The 16,301-nt window shown below is 37.0% G+C and carries 11 protein-coding genes and 1 other RNA gene; 9 read left to right on the forward strand and 3 right to left on the reverse strand.

Translation table 11 applies throughout. The features are described 5' to 3' along the window. Window positions 1-148 precede the first annotated feature (148 nt). The 5 genes from SAZ04_RS06630 to nirD all read left to right on the forward strand — a co-directional run bounded on the left by SAZ04_RS06630 (window position 149) and on the right by nirD (window position 7,854). Window positions 149-1,081 (forward strand): LysM peptidoglycan-binding domain-containing protein, encoded by a 933-nt coding sequence (locus SAZ04_RS06630; RefSeq protein WP_332692905.1) that lies wholly within the window; start codon window positions 149-151, stop codon window positions 1,079-1,081. 353 nt (window positions 1,082-1,434) lie between these two features. Further along, window positions 1,435-2,667 carry a YecA family protein gene (locus SAZ04_RS06635; protein WP_332692907.1) on the forward strand — a complete coding sequence of 411 codons (1,233 nt, stop codon included), beginning with the start codon at window positions 1,435-1,437 and terminating at the stop codon, window positions 2,665-2,667. 1,553 nt (window positions 2,668-4,220) lie between these two features. Beyond that, the gene (locus SAZ04_RS06640) at window positions 4,221-5,051 is read left to right on the forward strand and encodes a formate/nitrite transporter family protein (RefSeq protein WP_332692910.1); all 831 of its coding nucleotides are present in this window, start codon (window positions 4,221-4,223) and stop codon (window positions 5,049-5,051) included. Window positions 5,052-5,080: 29 nt separating this feature from the next. Then, window positions 5,081-7,504 carry a nitrite reductase large subunit NirB gene (gene nirB, locus SAZ04_RS06645; protein ID WP_332692913.1) on the forward strand — a complete coding sequence of 808 codons (2,424 nt, stop codon included), beginning with the start codon at window positions 5,081-5,083 and terminating at the stop codon, window positions 7,502-7,504. Window positions 7,505-7,524: 20 nt separating this feature from the next. Then, window positions 7,525-7,854 carry a nitrite reductase small subunit NirD gene (gene nirD, locus SAZ04_RS06650; RefSeq protein WP_332692916.1) on the forward strand — a complete coding sequence of 110 codons (330 nt, stop codon included), beginning with the start codon at window positions 7,525-7,527 and terminating at the stop codon, window positions 7,852-7,854. 503 nt (window positions 7,855-8,357) lie between these two features. Here the strand turns inward: nirD and SAZ04_RS06655 are convergent. Further along, on the reverse strand, window positions 8,358-8,531 hold the full coding sequence (locus tag SAZ04_RS06655) for a hypothetical protein (RefSeq protein WP_332692919.1): 174 nt from the start codon (window positions 8,529-8,531) through the stop codon (window positions 8,358-8,360). A 278-nt stretch (window positions 8,532-8,809) separates the two neighbouring features. After that, an RNA gene (gene ffs, locus SAZ04_RS06660) (signal recognition particle sRNA large type) lies at window positions 8,810-9,074 on the reverse strand. Window positions 9,075-9,712: 638 nt separating this feature from the next. Here ffs and SAZ04_RS06665 point away from each other — a divergent pair. From SAZ04_RS06665 to SAZ04_RS06680, 4 genes are all read left to right on the forward strand, one after another. Further along, on the forward strand, window positions 9,713-10,027 hold the full coding sequence (locus SAZ04_RS06665; RefSeq protein WP_332692922.1) for a hypothetical protein: 315 nt from the start codon (window positions 9,713-9,715) through the stop codon (window positions 10,025-10,027). Window positions 10,028-10,071: 44 nt separating this feature from the next. Further along, window positions 10,072-10,362: a hypothetical protein gene (locus SAZ04_RS06670; protein ID WP_332692925.1), complete on the forward strand. Its 291-nt coding sequence runs from the start codon at window positions 10,072-10,074 to the stop codon at window positions 10,360-10,362. A 170-nt stretch (window positions 10,363-10,532) separates the two neighbouring features. After that, the gene (locus tag SAZ04_RS06675) at window positions 10,533-11,795 is read left to right on the forward strand and encodes a metallophosphoesterase family protein (protein ID WP_332692969.1); all 1,263 of its coding nucleotides are present in this window, start codon (window positions 10,533-10,535) and stop codon (window positions 11,793-11,795) included. After that, window positions 11,792-15,325 (forward strand): AAA family ATPase, encoded by a 3,534-nt coding sequence (locus SAZ04_RS06680; protein WP_332692928.1) that lies wholly within the window; start codon window positions 11,792-11,794, stop codon window positions 15,323-15,325. The genes SAZ04_RS06675 and SAZ04_RS06680 overlap by 4 nt, the downstream gene beginning before the upstream one ends. Before the next feature lie 329 nt (window positions 15,326-15,654). On the opposite strand, the gene SAZ04_RS06685 is transcribed toward SAZ04_RS06680, so the two are convergent. Further along, window positions 15,655-16,301: IS3 family transposase (locus SAZ04_RS06685; protein ID WP_332692931.1), on the reverse strand; the 647-nt coding region annotated here is incomplete at its 5' end.

A 16,301-nucleotide genomic window follows, 5' to 3' on the forward strand; every position in this document is an offset into this window, starting at 1 on the left:
AGGTAAAAAGCAACCTTTTTCAGTTGCCTCTTAATAGGGGGGATCTTTATACGAATTTGGGCTTGTTCAAGCCGTAACTTACTTGCATCGTTCATCGTTACATATATAAAGCAACTAGAATTTACTAACTAAGAAGAGGTGCATGTAAATGTTTAATGTTAAAAAGAATGGAATCAAAATGGTGGCGTTATTAGTAGGACTAACAGCGATGCTCGGATTTGCGCACGGTGCTGCTGCAGAAATGTATGAAGTGAAAAGCGGCGATACGTTATATCGGATTGCATTAGAAAATAAGATAACTGTTGATGAATTAAAACAAATAAACAATCTAACAAGTAATCTTATTTTTCCAGGTCAAAACCTACAATTAAAAGATGGAGTCATTGTTTCGTATTCTGTAAAAAAAGGAGATACACTTTACAGCATTTCAAGAACGTACAAGATGACTGTCGATGAACTAAAAGAAATGAACAACCTAACGAGTAATCTTATTTTCCCAAGTCAGAAACTGAATGTGCAGGATGCAAATGCTATGCACTATGAAGTGAAAAAAGGAGATACGCTCTATAGCATTTCAAGAATGTATAAGATGACGGTTGATGAACTAAAAGAAATGAACAACGTACAGACAAATTTAATTTTTCTAGGAAAAAAGCTCGCAGTAACGAAAAGCACGGCTGCTGATAACAGGGATATAAAAATGACCGTTCAAAATGGTTATCAATTTGTTGAGGAAGAACCAAGGAAATATCAATTATTCGCGAATAGAGATCCTGGTTTTTTTGTAAGAGTTGAGCTTGCTGACAGCCAAGCTGAATTGAAGTACTTAAAGAAAAATGCGCAACAATATTTACAAGTAACAGGTCCTGTTCATGAAGTGACACGTGTACAAAACCTACACCCTTTTTACAAAGGGTCTGAATTATATATGGTTAGTTCTAATTCCGACGTTCGACAAAGCGTCGTCATTAAGAAAATCAATGGTCACTTTGTAGTATTCACTCTACATTTGCTAGATAAAGAGGAAGCAGAAGACATTACCCCAAGCTTGTTAAATCAGCTTCAAACGATCAGATTTTAACATCCTACCTTTAAAAAAATCCTACCGGCGATACAAGAGGGCACTGAAAAAGTCCATCGAGGAAGCGGCAATGGCTCCGCACGTTGCGCGCCTGCTATGAGAAACCCACTCATAGCGGGCTTTAAAACAAGGCAACATGCTACGCTCAGTGCCCTCGCGTTACAAGCGGTAGGATTTTATTTGATTGGATAAAGAGAGCTTGGCTATTAATAGATCAAATTCAAAGGAGCGTTCCTTAGGATAAATCTCGTGAACTTGTTGTTAGCATGTTCTCTCTATACGCTCTTTTTTTGCATATACAACAAATTATTACTAAAATAAAAGGAACGACGAATAGAACAGAGGCGAGTTTCATGGATAAAAAAAGCGATAACAAAACGAAAGACCTTTTAATAGAAGCAGTAGAAGGTGCAAAAGCTCACAATCGACAGCTACAAAGTAAAAGGGAACAACAAGCGTGGAAAGAAACCAACATTCCATGCACACTTTTTGATGCGATTAGTAGGCTGACCAAAAATGACATGGATCAAATACGGAAAAGCCTGCGTATAAAAAATGCAAGCTCCTTGAACAAAAGTAAATTAGCAGCTGAGCTCGTTAACCAAATTCCCTCACTGTTTGAAGATACTATTTATACATTCGATCAAGAAAGATATGAACTAGTCCGGCAAATTATCAAGAATGAAGGTTATATCAGTGATCCAAATTTGTCATTTTCTAAAATAGAAGTGCTAAAGGAATATAGCATTCTGTTTCCTGGTAAGTATCGTAACGAAAACGTGCTGTTCATGCCGATGGAGCTGATGCACACCTTTTCACAAGTGGATGGGTTTGAACTTCAAAAAATTGTACGTCGCAATACCGAATGGACCCGGCTTATACATGGTTTGCTTTATTATTATGGAATAATGGATTCAGGGAAAATGCTGGATAAGATTCAGCAGCTAACAGGAGCAGAGGTTAATCCAATTGAGTATTTCAATATGCTATTTTTGACAATTGAATATTATGGACAAGCTCAATACTCAGCTTATGGCATCCATGATCATCGAGTGTTTGATCCAGAGCACTTGATAGAGGAACATAATATGAGATCTAGCATCAGTAACTACCGGTTTACAAAGAAACAACTAGTAAAAGCTGGAGAGCCAAATTATATCGAAAAAACGCCTGCAATGAATAGCTTACTTCGTTTTATCTCAAAACACTTTGACTTAACGAATGAAGAGTCGGATAAGATTGCCATGCAATTTATTAATATGATCAACATGGATGCTCAGCCAATAATGATGCTTCAGTACTTACAAAGTCAGCTCGAATTTCCATCCTTTGAGTTCGTACAGGAAGTAACAGACAAGATTATGGACTTGCATAACAATACGCGGATGTGGGTGTTAAAAGGACATACTCCACGTGAATTATCTCAAGTAGAAAAGAAACATCTAAATCCTTTACCATCAGCACCTTTTGCAACCAATCAAACCAACTCAAAGGTTGTTGATATAAGAAATCACACGAAAACCGGTCGAAATAATCCGTGCCCGTGTGGGAGTGGAAAGAAGTATAAGAAGTGCTGTATGAAGTAGTTAGATAAGTTAAGGAAGTGTTTGTTCTTAGGTTTGTATGAGGAGCTATTTATTTATTGATAATTCTTTTCGATGCAAGAAGGTACTAATGGCTATGTGGGTTATTACATAGAAGAAGAATAAATTGGTTGTCCTAAATGCGGGGAAAATGTAAATGAGACTGACGAAGAGAATTCTATACCTCCTATTGATATTATTCCAGATAATAAATTGCCAACTTGCTGACGTTCCTGCCCTAAAGAATTTTTAGAGAACTCTCCTTTTTTGGACGGTTCTCTTATTTTGATCAAACACCTCCAGTAATTCTAAGGGATTATTATATTTAGTCGAATTCGTCTTTTAGTAGAGAATGAGAATTCTTTACAATATCTTAACCAAAAAACACTTGTTGAAGGGAATTAATATCTATGATATATAAGCACATTCTTATATATCAATATCATTCAGTAGTCTTCAAAAGAATCTTTTAAAAAGAAGTGAGATAAAAAGGTTACCAAGCTATCTAATAGGAGATTCCTTGTATGTCTTTCTTATCAAGTATAAGTCACTAAATCTATCAGTTATCATTGAAGAAAAGGAGTTTGTTGTTTACGTCCAGGCATTCAAGGTGTCAGTGAAGACACAATCGTTCAATGAAACGTATATAAAAAAGCACTGCCAGCCCCGCCTTCGCTGTCAGTCGTAGCGACCACTGCTGTCGCTCTGCCTATAATCATTGTACAATGAAACATCGTGCTGTCAGTTAATTTTATGTAAATAATGTTTAAAATTCCCATGAAGAAAATGAAAGAGACCTTTACTATTTGGACCGAATGGATGAGACGAAATTGGGTTTGTATTAAAAAGAGACATGTTATGGGCAAAATTGGATATGAGTAGTAAAGTGCATTGTAAACTATATAAAGATAAGAAACCATTAGCTTAACATAGAAAAAAGTATGTCAGATAATGTAAGGTAAACTGTTGAAAAAACTGTCATGTGTATAATAAGATTGAGGAAATTGAACCTGTTCCTACCCCATCACGTTAAAGCTATAAAACTGTGAGAGCTAGGCACTTTTTGATTTTTTTTTCATAGAATTATTCTAGATAGTCGATTAAATTTCGATTTCGCAGATATTTTGAGATTAGTAGTAGATGAAATTCAAGTAGATAATAAGTTTGAAAATTAACAGATAATAGGAGTATGATTTTGTTTGACTTTCCTCTCCTTGTGAATATAACAATACCACTGAATTAGGTTCACAAAGATTCATGTTTTGTATAACGACAACAAGCTCCACATACTCAAGATAATCCATTCCTTTTCTTTTAAACCTTTTAACAATGAAGCTTTGCAATATAAGGTTCTATATAATAACAACCAAAAAAATTTGAAACTATCTTCAAAAAAGAATGTAAGAAAATATGACGAAGATCAACAAAATTCCCACTCGGTAGTATAGGATTAAACCAGTATTTCAAATGTTGCTTTATTAAATAGAAGTTAACTTTTTCTTTTTTGGGGGGCTATGATTACACTATCAAAAAAGCAAGGTTAGGAGAGAGACAGCATGTATAAAGACACAATAGAAACATTGAATGGACTGGCCCTAGAAAAAAAGAAACTATTAGATACAAGTTTAGTTAGGTATTTAATTTCGGCCAGTTTAGCAGGGGCATATATCGGACTAGCGGTTGTATTGAGCTTTTCGGTTGGGGGTGCCTTTTCTGAGTTATCAACTCCGGTAGCATCATTGTTAGTTGGTTTATCGTTTGGAGTTGCTTTAGTGTTAATTACTTTCGCGGGAGCTGAACTTTTTACGGGCAATAATATGGTGTTTGCCGTTAGTACTTTGTCTGGAGTAACAACTTGGAAAGATATGATTACGAACTGGATTTGGTGTTACCTAGGCAATTTCATGGGAGCTTCGTTATTTTGTATTTTAATTTTTTTCTCTGGTGTGTTCTCTGGCATTTCTACCGATCATTTTTTAATGGTGGTAGCCTCAAATAAAATGAGTTTAAGTACGTCTGAGTTATTCTTTCGAGGGATTTTGTGTAACTGGCTTGTGTGTCTAGCAATCTGGTGTACATTAAGAACGAAAAATGATGCAGCAAAAATTATGATGATTCTTTGGATATTGCTTACTTTTATCGTTTCAGGCTATGAACATAGCATCGCCAACATGGCAATCTTAGGTTTAGCTCTTATTCACCCGAGTCCAGACACGGTTACTTTAGCTGGTTATATCAGCAATATAGTGCCGGTGACGCTTGGAAATATTGTAGGTGGAACCTTTTTCCTTGGATGTTTATATTGGATAATCAGTCCTCAAAGAGCAAAGCAAGATAAAGTTAAAAAAGAGGTTCTTGCTAGGAAGTCAGTTGCTTCATTTAAATAGATGAATATTATATAAAGGGAGATGTAAAAATGAGAGAGAAACTAGTGCTTATTGGAAATGGTATGGCTGGAATTCGTACAATTGAGGAGATTTTAAAGAACGATTCTAATCGCTTTGATATCACAGTTTTTGGGGAGGAGCCACACCCAAACTATAACCGAATTTTGTTATCTTCTGTTCTTCAAGGAGATACGACTGTTGATGATATTGTCTTAAATGATTATAACTGGTATGAAGAAAATCAAGTTGAATTAATGACAGGAGATCCGGTTGTTAAGGTGGATACAGAAAATCAAGTTGTCGTTAGTCAAAATGGAGTAGAGCGCCCGTACGATAAATTAATTTTTGCAACAGGATCAAATCCGTTTATGCTTCCATTACCTGGAGCGGACAAAGAAGGAGTTATCGCCTTCCGTAACATCAAAGACTGTGAGACGATGATTGATACGTCGAAAAAGTATAAAAAGGCGACCGTTATCGGTGGAGGCTTACTAGGACTTGAGGCAGCACGTGGCTTACTCAACTTAAATATGGAAGTTGATGTTATTCATATCGCTGATTATTTGATGGAACGCCAATTAGATGAGCAAGCAGGAAAAATGTTAAAAGAACAGCTTGAAGCGCAAGGAATGACGTTTCACTTGCAAAAGAACACGAAAGAAATTATCGGAGAAAACCGGGTAGAAAGAATTGATTTTACGGATGGCACTAGCTTTGAGACTGATCTTGTTGTGATGGCTGTAGGGATTAAACCGAATATTGCTTTAGGACAAGATGCAGGCCTAACGACAGAACGAGCAATAGTGGTTGATGATTTCATGCAAACAAGTGCCCCTAATGTGTATGCAGTTGGAGAATGTGCACAGCATAGAGGAATTGCTTATGGACTTGTTGCACCGCTTTATGAACAAGGGAAAGTATTAGCTGCTCATATTTGTTCAGAAGACAAGTCGCTTGAGCATGGCTATGAAGGATCACTTGTTTATACTCAATTAAAGGTATCTGGTGTGAGTGTATTCTCTGCAGGCGAGTTCCAAGACGGAGAACAGACAAAAGCAATCCGCGTTCATGATGAATTTGAGGGCATTTATAAAAAAGTCGTTGTTCAAGACAATAAAGTGATAGGTGCCGTATTATTCGGTGACACGTCTGATTCCACTCGTCTTTTAAGCATGATGAGAAATGGCGATGACATTTCTGGCATGAGCAAAGTCGCTCTTCTTCCATCTGAAAGCGGGGAAGCACCCGTTAGTCCAGTTGTTGCTATGGCTGATAGTGATAACGTTTGTGACTGTAATGGGGTGTCAAAAGGGGACATCTGTTCAGCAATCACAGAAAATGGTCTGACGACGGTTGAGCAAGTAAAACAATGTACGACAGCAGGCCGTTCATGTGGAGGATGTAAACCACTGATTGCTGATCTATTAACGTTAACTACAGGAGAAGAAGTAGGAAATGCACCTGAACCAATGTGTGGCTGTACGACGCATACGCATGAAGAAGTCGTGGCAGAAATTCGTGAGCTTGGCCTTACACATCCACGTGAAGTCATGAATGTTCTAGGTTGGGAATCAGATGAAGGATGTTCAAAATGTCGCCCGGCAATCAACTATTATTTAAAAATGGTTGACCCAATTAAAAATGAAGATGATCCAACATCACGCTTCATCAATGAGCGTGTGCATGCAAACATTAACCATAACGGTACATTCACAGTTGTCCCAAGAATGTATGGTGGGGTAACGAATGCAGATCAATTGCGTAAAATTGCCGATGTAGCTGATAAGTACAACGTTCCCCTTTTAAAAGTAACGGGAGGACAACGAATTGACTTGTTTGGAGTTGAAAAAGAAGACCTTCCAAACGTATGGGGCGACCTTGGAATGAGATCTGGTTCTGCTTATGCAAAAGCGCTTCGTACGGTTAAGACATGTGTCGGAGAACAGTTCTGCCGATTCGGTACACAAGATTCTATTGGTCTTGGTGTTGAACTTGAGAAGAAGTTTGAGTACATTAATACACCGCATAAAGTAAAAATGGCTGTATCGGCTTGTCCACGAAACTGTGCAGAGTCAGGCATTAAAGACTTTGGTGTTGTTGGAGTAGATGGAGGATGGGAGCTCTACGTTGGTGGTAACGGTGGTGTCGATCTACGTGGTGGTGACTTGTTCTGTAAAGTAAAAACAAAAGAAGAAATCATCGATACAATCAGTGCTTTTATGCAATATTATAGAGAAAATGCTAGATATTTAGAGCGTACTTCACACTTTATTGAGCGTGTAGGGTTAGATCTAATGAAGAAAGTTGTTCTAGAAGATGAGGAAGGACGCAAAGCCCTAATTGAGAGAATGGACATTGCTCTTTCTACTGGTAAGGATCCATGGAAAGAAATCGTAGAAAATGAGGACAAACAGCAAGAATTTAAAAAGAAACAAGTAGAAGTGCTTTCATAATAAGAGGGGGAGATAGAAATATGGGTAATATAGAAACGGTAAAAAAAGTAGAAGTAGCTAAACTGTCAGACTTATCTGTGGGCATCGGCCAAAGAGTAAACGTTGCTGGTGAAGAGATTGCCCTGTTTAAACAAAAAGATGGGTCTGTAAAAGCAATTGAAAATAGCTGTCCGCATAAAAAAGGCCCTTTATCTGAAGGGATTGTTAGTGGCGATCATGTTTTTTGTCCTTTGCATGATTGGAAGATTAATGTGAATGATGGGAAAGTGCAGGCACCAGATGTCGGATGTGTAAAAAAGTATAAAGTAGAAATAAAAGATGAAACGATTTATATTCATTTAAGTTTATAGTATATGAGCATGTGCGTATTGGAAAGTACGCACATGCTTTTTATGTTTGTGATCGAAGGTGGACTTTTATAAGTCGCCCTTGTTTCCGTAACGTAATGTCAAAGGATACATGATTTAAGCTTTACAATCAAATGGAACAAAGGAACAACAAAAAGTAAGACTATAGAGCCTATTAAAAATAGATATTGTCATAAATCCCATCGTCATAAGTTGCGTTTTTCTTAAACTGTCAAAGAGAGAATTGGTAGGAAGAATAAAGATAAGGATCGCTACAATTCCAAACACGCTCAACAAAGGACCTGTTAATTCTGTATTTAAATGTAGTTCATCTACTTTTAAAGGTAATGCAAACGTTAGTATCCCTAAAGTGAATAATAATAAAAATATAGAGATGTATGAATAGAGAAGTGGTTTTGTTAGTGAAAAAGAAGGGTGGTCATGATAACGTTGACTGTTTAAGGCATGTTGGAAATCAATCACCTTGGATAACTGAAAATCTTTCATTACATGATAGCTAATAATGGAAACATAAACATTAGGCAAGTAATCAAAGAAAACAAAGAATCAAGACCTAACCTCCCACTTACGATTGCTCCAAGTGCAGGTCCCGCAATCGCAGCAGTTCCAACAGAGGCTGCTGAAAATGTTATTACCTTGCCTTTTGATTGATCTGTCATTATGGATCCTAAAAATTGAAAGTACCTTTCTTTGATTAAAGCAATCATTATTCAGATAAGCAATATATTAAATGTATCTTTTGGAATTTAGATAATATAGAAAGGTTAGGTGCTTGGCACGCCCAAAGTTTGTCGATTCGATTGAAGCGTAAGATCTTATAAATAATTGATGGAGGGGGGACGGCACTTGACCATGTGTTTTCATTCAGGACCATTGCCGTTCCATAACAAAAAAGCAATCACATTCACGTGATTGCTTTTTCTATAACAATTTACTACCGTACACCCTCTGTCGATATTGCATCACTTGCGCTACCTAAGTAGTTAGCTCAGCCTAGGTGACTCCGCGGCACACGGAAGGGACCACTTACTGCTGCTTCCTTCCAGACCTGACAGGATTCATGGGTTTCCGTTGCGCAGAACCCAAGCATCAATACCACTTACTTAAGTCAGACCAAGTGATAACAATACCTAAAGAGGGGATTTGGCCTCGCTACAGCGGCTTGCGAGTATAGGGCACCGCTAACTCCCCGCTTAGTACGGTACTAAATTATTTGCGTATTAATTTGTAATACATTCTCTATTATAAAGGAATTTATTCTAACTACAATGCTAATAAAATAGAAAATGCGGAAAGGATTTCCTTGAAAATCCGAGACACTGAACTTCAATCCTTATGTTATAAGTAATGAAAGGTTAAGGAAACAATGATACGTAAAGGGTTGAAACGAGCAAAGCTCCATCACTTTACGACATAAAGTCTGTAAAGGTTTCTAAAAACTATGCAACAAAATCTTACTAGTTGGTCTAAATTTTTCGTGAAATATGGTTTAATTAGATAAGTCTTATGATTCTACTATTCCACTGTATAATTCGCATCCCAATTACACAATGTAACTAATCCGCTCCAGTTATCACTAAAAACTTCCAAAACTATTATGGAAATAAGTATTAATGTATTTATTCATACATTCGTTTATGTATGAAAAAGATTTCTGCAGAAGAGTCATTATAATGTATAACCCGTTCTGTATATCGATTGTTAAAATTAGGAATAAGTTTGATGGCTGTGCCGATACTAAATACGAAATATACTTTTAATTGAAATAGAAGATCCTTTTCCTAAGTGTTACAAGAACGTTCATATGGCAGATAAGACAAACATTAAACGGGGGGAGTTCATGTTTCAAAATTTATTTGGGGCAAAAAGGAAGAAAGAACCAAACGAAGGATTCGTGACATCGAAAGATTTTTACGATGAAAATAGGATCATTCTCGATGAATGTAAACATGTATTGACCCCTCCTCAATTACTCGAAAAAATGTATCAATTTAGCCAAAGTTCTTCCCATTATGATTTTTATTATTACGGTCAGTCTCCTCATCAATTTGTTACACAATCCTTACAATATGCAAATAAAACATTTCCTAAGTGTTCAATGCGACCATTTAATCATTATTATCCGAATTTTGATCGAATGAGTTTGGAACTGTAATCGAAACGTTTACTTCTACGCAAATCACGACGACTCTCTATTGGATGATGAAAATACTAGGCGTGAATGTAAAGAGTAGGGATCCATTAGGAAGAATCATCTTTGAATATGAGGGGAGTCTTACTGAGTTACTTCGAAAGTTACTTCTTACAAAATGGTCAGAAGAGACCATTTTGCAAGCTAAAAAAGAAAAAGAAGATTTCATCAGAAAATTTGCAGGCTATTTACCTGACCAATTAAAAGATGAGATGCATAGTAAGCATGAACTAGATGTAAAAGGAACGATTAAATATTTGAAGGAGTATGAATGGAAGGTTGTAACGACTAGCTTCTAAGGATTATGTATGAGATTGTTTTTTTTACAAGGTACTAGGTGTATTCATTGATGAAAGTGGTAAAAGGTGGGATGATGGTACTAGAATATTTAGGTTTCAATTGGTATTACAATTTGTAGAAGACCAAGACAATCCTAAGTGAGGGGGAGTTTAATCTGGGTTTCACGTTTATTCACGTAGCTGATATCCATCTCGATAGTCCATTAAGAGGATTGGAAAAGTATGAAGGAGCACCGGTTGAAAGAATCCGCAATGCAACAAGGGATGCATTTAAAAATTTAGTAGATCTAGCAATTGAGAAAAACGTTTCCTTTCTTGTCATTGCAGGAGATCTTTATGACGGTGATTGGAAGGACTATTATACCGGGTTATTTTTTATTAGCCAAATGATTCGTTTGCAAAAAGAGAAGATTAAAGTCTATTTAATTCGCGGGAATCATGATGCACAAAGTTTAATCACAAAGGAATTAAAGTTACCAGATAATTTGATTGAATTCTCAGTGGATCAACCAACAACCAAAATAAATGATGAATTAAAAGTGGCATTCCATGGACAAGGGTTCAGGTCAAGGTCGGTGACGGATAATCTTGCAAAAGCATATCCGCAAAAGGTAGATGGATATTTTAACATTGGTCTTTTACATACAAGCGCAACGGGTCGAGAAGGACATGAAAGTTATGCACCGTGTTCGGTAGAGGATTTACGTGCAAAGGGCTATGACTATTGGGCATTAGGACATATTCATTTACGTGAGGTGTTATATGATAACAATCCTGTCATTGTCTTTCCAGGTAATATCCAAGGGAGACATATCCGAGAACCTGGAAAAAAAGGCTGTACGATCGTACAAGTAAAGGACGGCCAAGTGGAGTCATACGAACATTATTCATTAGATGTCCTAAGGTGGGAGGTTTGTGAAGTTGATGCATCAACAATAGACACCGTTGATGATTTGATTGGAGCTGCACGAGAGCAATTAGTGCAGTCGTATCAGCAGGCTGAAGGGCGGTTCTTAGCTGTTCGTATGCGTATCATAGGCTCAAGTAAAGTACATCATGAATTAATAGTTGATAAGGAACATGTCATCAATAATTTACGGTCCATGGCAATCGAAGTTGGGTATGGAGAAGTCTGGATTGAAAAAATCAAATTTGAGACGCGTCGTCAAATTGATTTGGATGAACTAAAAGAGCAGCATACACCTGTAGCGAGTATATTAGAATTTCTCGATACAGTAACAGGTGAGGAAGATACATTAGAATTGCTACTGGAAGAGTTTAAGGATTTACAAAATTCCTTGCCTCATGAATTGAAAAGTGGCGAGGAAGGATTTGATTTTACTGACACGACGTTAATGAAATCAAGATTAGATGAAGTGGAAGATTTAATTCTGCATTATTTAACAACGAAAGCAGGGGTGGAAACGTCATGAGATTTGATTATTTACAGTTACTAGCATTTGGTCATTTTACCAACTATAAATTACTGTTCGAAGAAAAAAAACACTTCCATTTGATCTATGGACCAAATGAAGCAGGGAAAAGTACGATTCTTCGTTCCGTTTCAAATTTCTTGTACGGTTTCCCACGACAAACGACGGACTCCTTTTTACATAGCAATCAGAAATTGCGAATTGAAGGTCAGTTAAAAAATACAAAGGGTGAAACATTACAGTTCGTACGCCGGAAAGGGCAAAAGAATACTGTGTTAGATGTGAACAATAATGCGATAGATGAAAAAAAAGTACATGGCTTTTTAAACGGAATGTCAGAGCAGCACTTCCTCAATATGTTCGCACTCGATCATGTTCGGTTGCGCGAAGGTGGAGAAAGCCTCTTACAAAGCAATGGGAATGTCGGTGAAAGCTTATTTTCAGCCGCTTCAGGTATAAGTGTTCTTAAAAACGTGTTGGAAGAGTTAGAAAAGAAGTCTCGTAGTCTTTATTTAAAAGGTGGTTCAAAGCCTGAGATTAATCAAGCGTTAAAGGAAGAAAGAGAAATAACGACAACGATGGCTGAAAATCAGTTGAAGATTCAAACGTGGAAAGAGTTAGAGCGTACGTATGTTGAGGGAAAAAAGGAAATAGAAACATTATTAAAAGAAATCAAAGCAATAGGAAGCGAAGAAAGCAAGTATCAACGCTTAGAACAAACGCTACCTAAAATGGCACTTCTAAATGACTTAATCAAGAAGCGAGATGAACTTAGCGATGTTCCAGATTTGCCAGAACAAGTAAAAGAGATTCGAAAAGAAAATCTCCAAAAGGCAGAAGCTGCGCAAAAAGCTAAGAAAAAAGCAGAAGATCAATTGAAAGAAATAAAAGATAAATTAGAAGGTATTTCGATGCCTGAAGGGCTGCTCGATCAGACGGCTGTAATTGAATCATTGTATCGAGAAGCTGAGGGCTATCGGAAAGATGTGAAACAGCTCCCTATTTTAGAAGGAGAACACAGACAGTTAGAACAAAGCATTCGTTCGTCATTAAAAGAGATTGATGCAACGAATCAAGACTTAGCGAATGTGAATCAGTACCGAGTATCTGCTGAGAAAAAGAAAATGGTTCGAGAGTTAAGTGAACAGAAACCACTTTTAGACCAACAGCTAAAAACAGTGACAAGCGATTTTGTTTCCATTCAAAAGGAGCTAAAGAAACAAACAGAAAAGTTGGAAGATATTGGTGAATTGGCTAATGTCGATACACTTGAACATGTAATGGATAAAATCAAGAGTGAAGGGAAAGTGGAAGCAACACTCAAAGAAAAGCGAGCCCAAGTAAAAGAAATAGAAACAGACATCAACGACTCAATTCACATGCTCCCACTATGGGATGGAACAAGTGAAGAGCTTCTCCAGCTGAAAGTTCCCAATTTAACTGAGACCGTAAAGAAGTATCAGAAACAACTTCAAGATGTAACTAATCAGCTTCAACAAACAAATGATAAAATTGAGTCGGAAAACGAATTAATTGAAGAAAATGAAAAGAGAATTCGTGAGCTTGAATCTCTGGCTGATATCCCGACTGAGGATGTATTAAGAGAATCAAGAAATCGTCGTGATTCAGGCTGGCTAGTTATTCGAACGAAACTGAATACTGGTGACTTTGAAGATGCAAAACTTAAAGAGTTTACAAACGGACTTCCAGTTGACATGGCATTTGAAAAAAGCATCCATGAATCAGACAATATTGCTGACAAAATGCGAAGAGAAGCTGAAAAACTAGGAGAAAAGAATAAGTTTAGTGCGGACATTGAAACAAGTAAGATAAAGCTTATGAGGCTAACAGATGACCGTACGAAACTTGAGATTGAACGAAAACAATGGGAAGAAGACTGGGCAAAAGAATGGAAGGCAACAAAGATCAAACCGTTAACACCAGAAGAAATGATGGAATGGCTCGAGCGGTATGAACTAATCCTCGCCTTAATTCATGATCAACAAAGAACGGAAAACGAAGTACAGATGCTTGAGGAAAAACGAGTGGAGTTAAAAACGTCATTAGAAGAAGCTCTATCATCAATGGAGTTTATTCCTAATGAATCATCTCTCGAGGAACTTATGCTTCAAGCTGAGAAAACAAAAAAACAACGAACTGAACAATTAAATGAGCGGAATCATTTAGTTGCAAACATGAACGGCTTACATGAGAAACTAGAGAAAGCTCATGAAAAAAAAGAAGTAACATCTCAGCAGATCAATGAATGGAAAGTGGCTTGGGAAAAAGCACTAGAGGGACTGGCTCTGTCAAAGGAGACGACTCCTACTGTCGTAAAAGAATTGCTTGAGACGTATGAGTTCTGTGTATGCAGCTTTGATGACTTAACGCAGGCAAAAGAAGAAATAAAGACAATCAAAGCTCGAATCATAAATTTTGAAGAAAAGGTTAGAAGTCTTAACCAATCACTTGTTAACGAACTAGTTGAAAATGAAATGGACGTCGCAGTTAACAAAATCTATCAAGCTCTGCAAAAAGCATCTCAAGACCAGGTGACAATTGATACTTTGCAAACACAACTAAAACAAGCAGAAGATCATAAAAAAGAAGCAGTTGATGAGCTAGTTGAGGCCAATGCTAAGCTAGAACAGCTGAAGGAAAAAGCAAATTGTCAAACGTTAGAAGAACTTGAAAAGGTAGAAGCCGCATTTAAACAAAAAGTCGAGTATACAGATAAAATTCGGCAACTTGAGGAACAGCTGATGGAGATAGGAAACGGACGAACGATTGCGGAACTTCTTGATGAAGCAGAAAATGCCGATAAAGATATGATTGAGTTTGAATTAGCAGAACTTAGTCGAAAACGAACTGATTTAGACCAAAAACGTTCTGAAATAGAACAAGCCCATGGTGTTGTGAAAAAAGAATACAATGAAAAAATCGAAGGAACGAACTTTGCATCCGTTCAAGCAGCTGAGGAAAAACAAAGTATTCTAGCGAAAATCACCCACTACACGGACCAATACATGAACCATAAATTAGCCTCTTTGTTATTAAAAAAAGGAATTGAGTTCTACCGTGAAAAAAATCAAAGTCCAATTATGAAACGTGCTAGTGAAATTTTTCAAAGGTTAACGCTACAATCCTTTGATGGGATCATTGTGGAATATGACGGAAAAGACCAACCGGTGATAATGGGCATTCGTAATGCAGATGAAAGAATTCCAGTATCAGGCATGAGTGACGGAACAACAGACCAACTCTATTTGGCACTACGAATAGCAAGTATTGAAAAATACGTTAAAGAAAATGAACCGATCCCATTTATCGTCGATGACATTCTCGTGCACTTTGATGACGAAAGGTCGAAAGAAACATTGAAAATTTTGATCGACCTATCAAAACAAACGCAAATTATTTTCTTTACCCATCACTACCGGCTAATAGAGCTCATGAAAGAAGTAACTTCTGAGAATATGTATCAGCTTAACGAAATTCAGTCTGCTACGCAAGAAGTACTTTTTCCATAGAATAGATTTACTATTTTTTGATAATAAGGGAATTGTAAGAAGTGTGGGCATAGTGTGGCAAGAGTGGTTGAAAGGTAAAAAGTTAAGGAGGGAGCGCCTACAATGAGGATTGTAAATGAATTTTTATTATGACTGTCCTGGCTGTAATGATAGGGGTTCTTTTTTCTGATTGCGTAGAAACAAATTAATAGCTTATTAAAAAAATGCGGATTTACAGAGGCTACTAAAAAAGTTGATTTTCAGTGGCCTTTAAGCAATGAGCGTAGCCGTTTCCTTGTTTTAAAGCCCGCTATGAGTGGGTTAATGTGTACCCTTTGTAAAGGACAATTTTAAGAAGCCTGTGCTATTTCAAGGAGATGATCTCTGTATTGAACAGGGGTCATCTTTTTTAGATTCCACTGGTATCTGTAATGATTGTAGTAAGTCATGTACCTTTTAATTTCTTTTTTTAATTCTTCCAACGTTTGGCAGGGCTTAATGTATGACTCATCTTTAAAATGACCAAAAAATGATTCTTGTGGAGCGTTATCCCAACAGTTCCCTCTTCTAGACATTGATTGTCCTAATCGATATTTCTTAACCATTTTCTGATAAATGGGGCTGGTATAATGTGCTCCTTGATCAGAGTGAATAAAGGCTCCAGCAGCTAGCTTAACTCTTCTGTTCTTTTTTAACTTGCGAAGTGTATCCGTAGCCAAATCTAATGTCATTCGTTCGGAAATATGATAGGCTAAAATCTCATTAGTAGAACTGTCTTTAATCGTTGATAAATAAGCTTTCATACCTTTACCGTAAAATAAGTAGGTGATGTCTGTGAGAAGAACTTTTCCAGGAATATCTTGTCTAAATGCTCGATTCAACTGGTTTGGTACAACCCTATGTTCTTTGTTTGCTATGAACATTTTTTTATAAGGATTGGCTTTCCTTATAGAACAGACAATGCCGTATTTCTTCATAATTCTTCGAATGCGCTTTA

Source organism: Halalkalibacter lacteus (assembly GCF_036663595.1).
Lineage (GTDB): Bacteria > Bacillota > Bacilli > Bacillales > Bacillaceae_D > Halalkalibacter > Halalkalibacter lacteus.

What these genes read in the sequence shown, in the direction of transcription:
- SAZ04_RS06630 (WP_332692905.1), top strand. Translation starts at nt 149, where the DNA reads ATGTTTAATGTTAAAAAGAATGGAATCAAAATGGTGGCGTTATTAGTA.
- SAZ04_RS06635 (WP_332692907.1), top strand. Translation starts at nt 1,435, where the DNA reads ATGGATAAAAAAAGCGATAACAAAACGAAAGACCTTTTAATAGAAGCA.
- SAZ04_RS06640 (WP_332692910.1), top strand. Translation starts at nt 4,221, where the DNA reads ATGTATAAAGACACAATAGAAACATTGAATGGACTGGCCCTAGAAAAA.
- nirB (WP_332692913.1), top strand. Translation starts at nt 5,081, where the DNA reads ATGAGAGAGAAACTAGTGCTTATTGGAAATGGTATGGCTGGAATTCGT.
- nirD (WP_332692916.1), top strand. Translation starts at nt 7,525, where the DNA reads ATGGGTAATATAGAAACGGTAAAAAAAGTAGAAGTAGCTAAACTGTCA.
- SAZ04_RS06655 (WP_332692919.1), bottom strand. Translation starts at nt 8,531, where the DNA reads ATGACAGATCAATCAAAAGGCAAGGTAATAACATTTTCAGCAGCCTCT.
- SAZ04_RS06665 (WP_332692922.1), top strand. Translation starts at nt 9,713, where the DNA reads ATGTTTCAAAATTTATTTGGGGCAAAAAGGAAGAAAGAACCAAACGAA.
- SAZ04_RS06670 (WP_332692925.1), top strand. Translation starts at nt 10,072, where the DNA reads ATGATGAAAATACTAGGCGTGAATGTAAAGAGTAGGGATCCATTAGGA.
- SAZ04_RS06680 (WP_332692928.1), top strand. Translation starts at nt 11,792, where the DNA reads ATGAGATTTGATTATTTACAGTTACTAGCATTTGGTCATTTTACCAAC.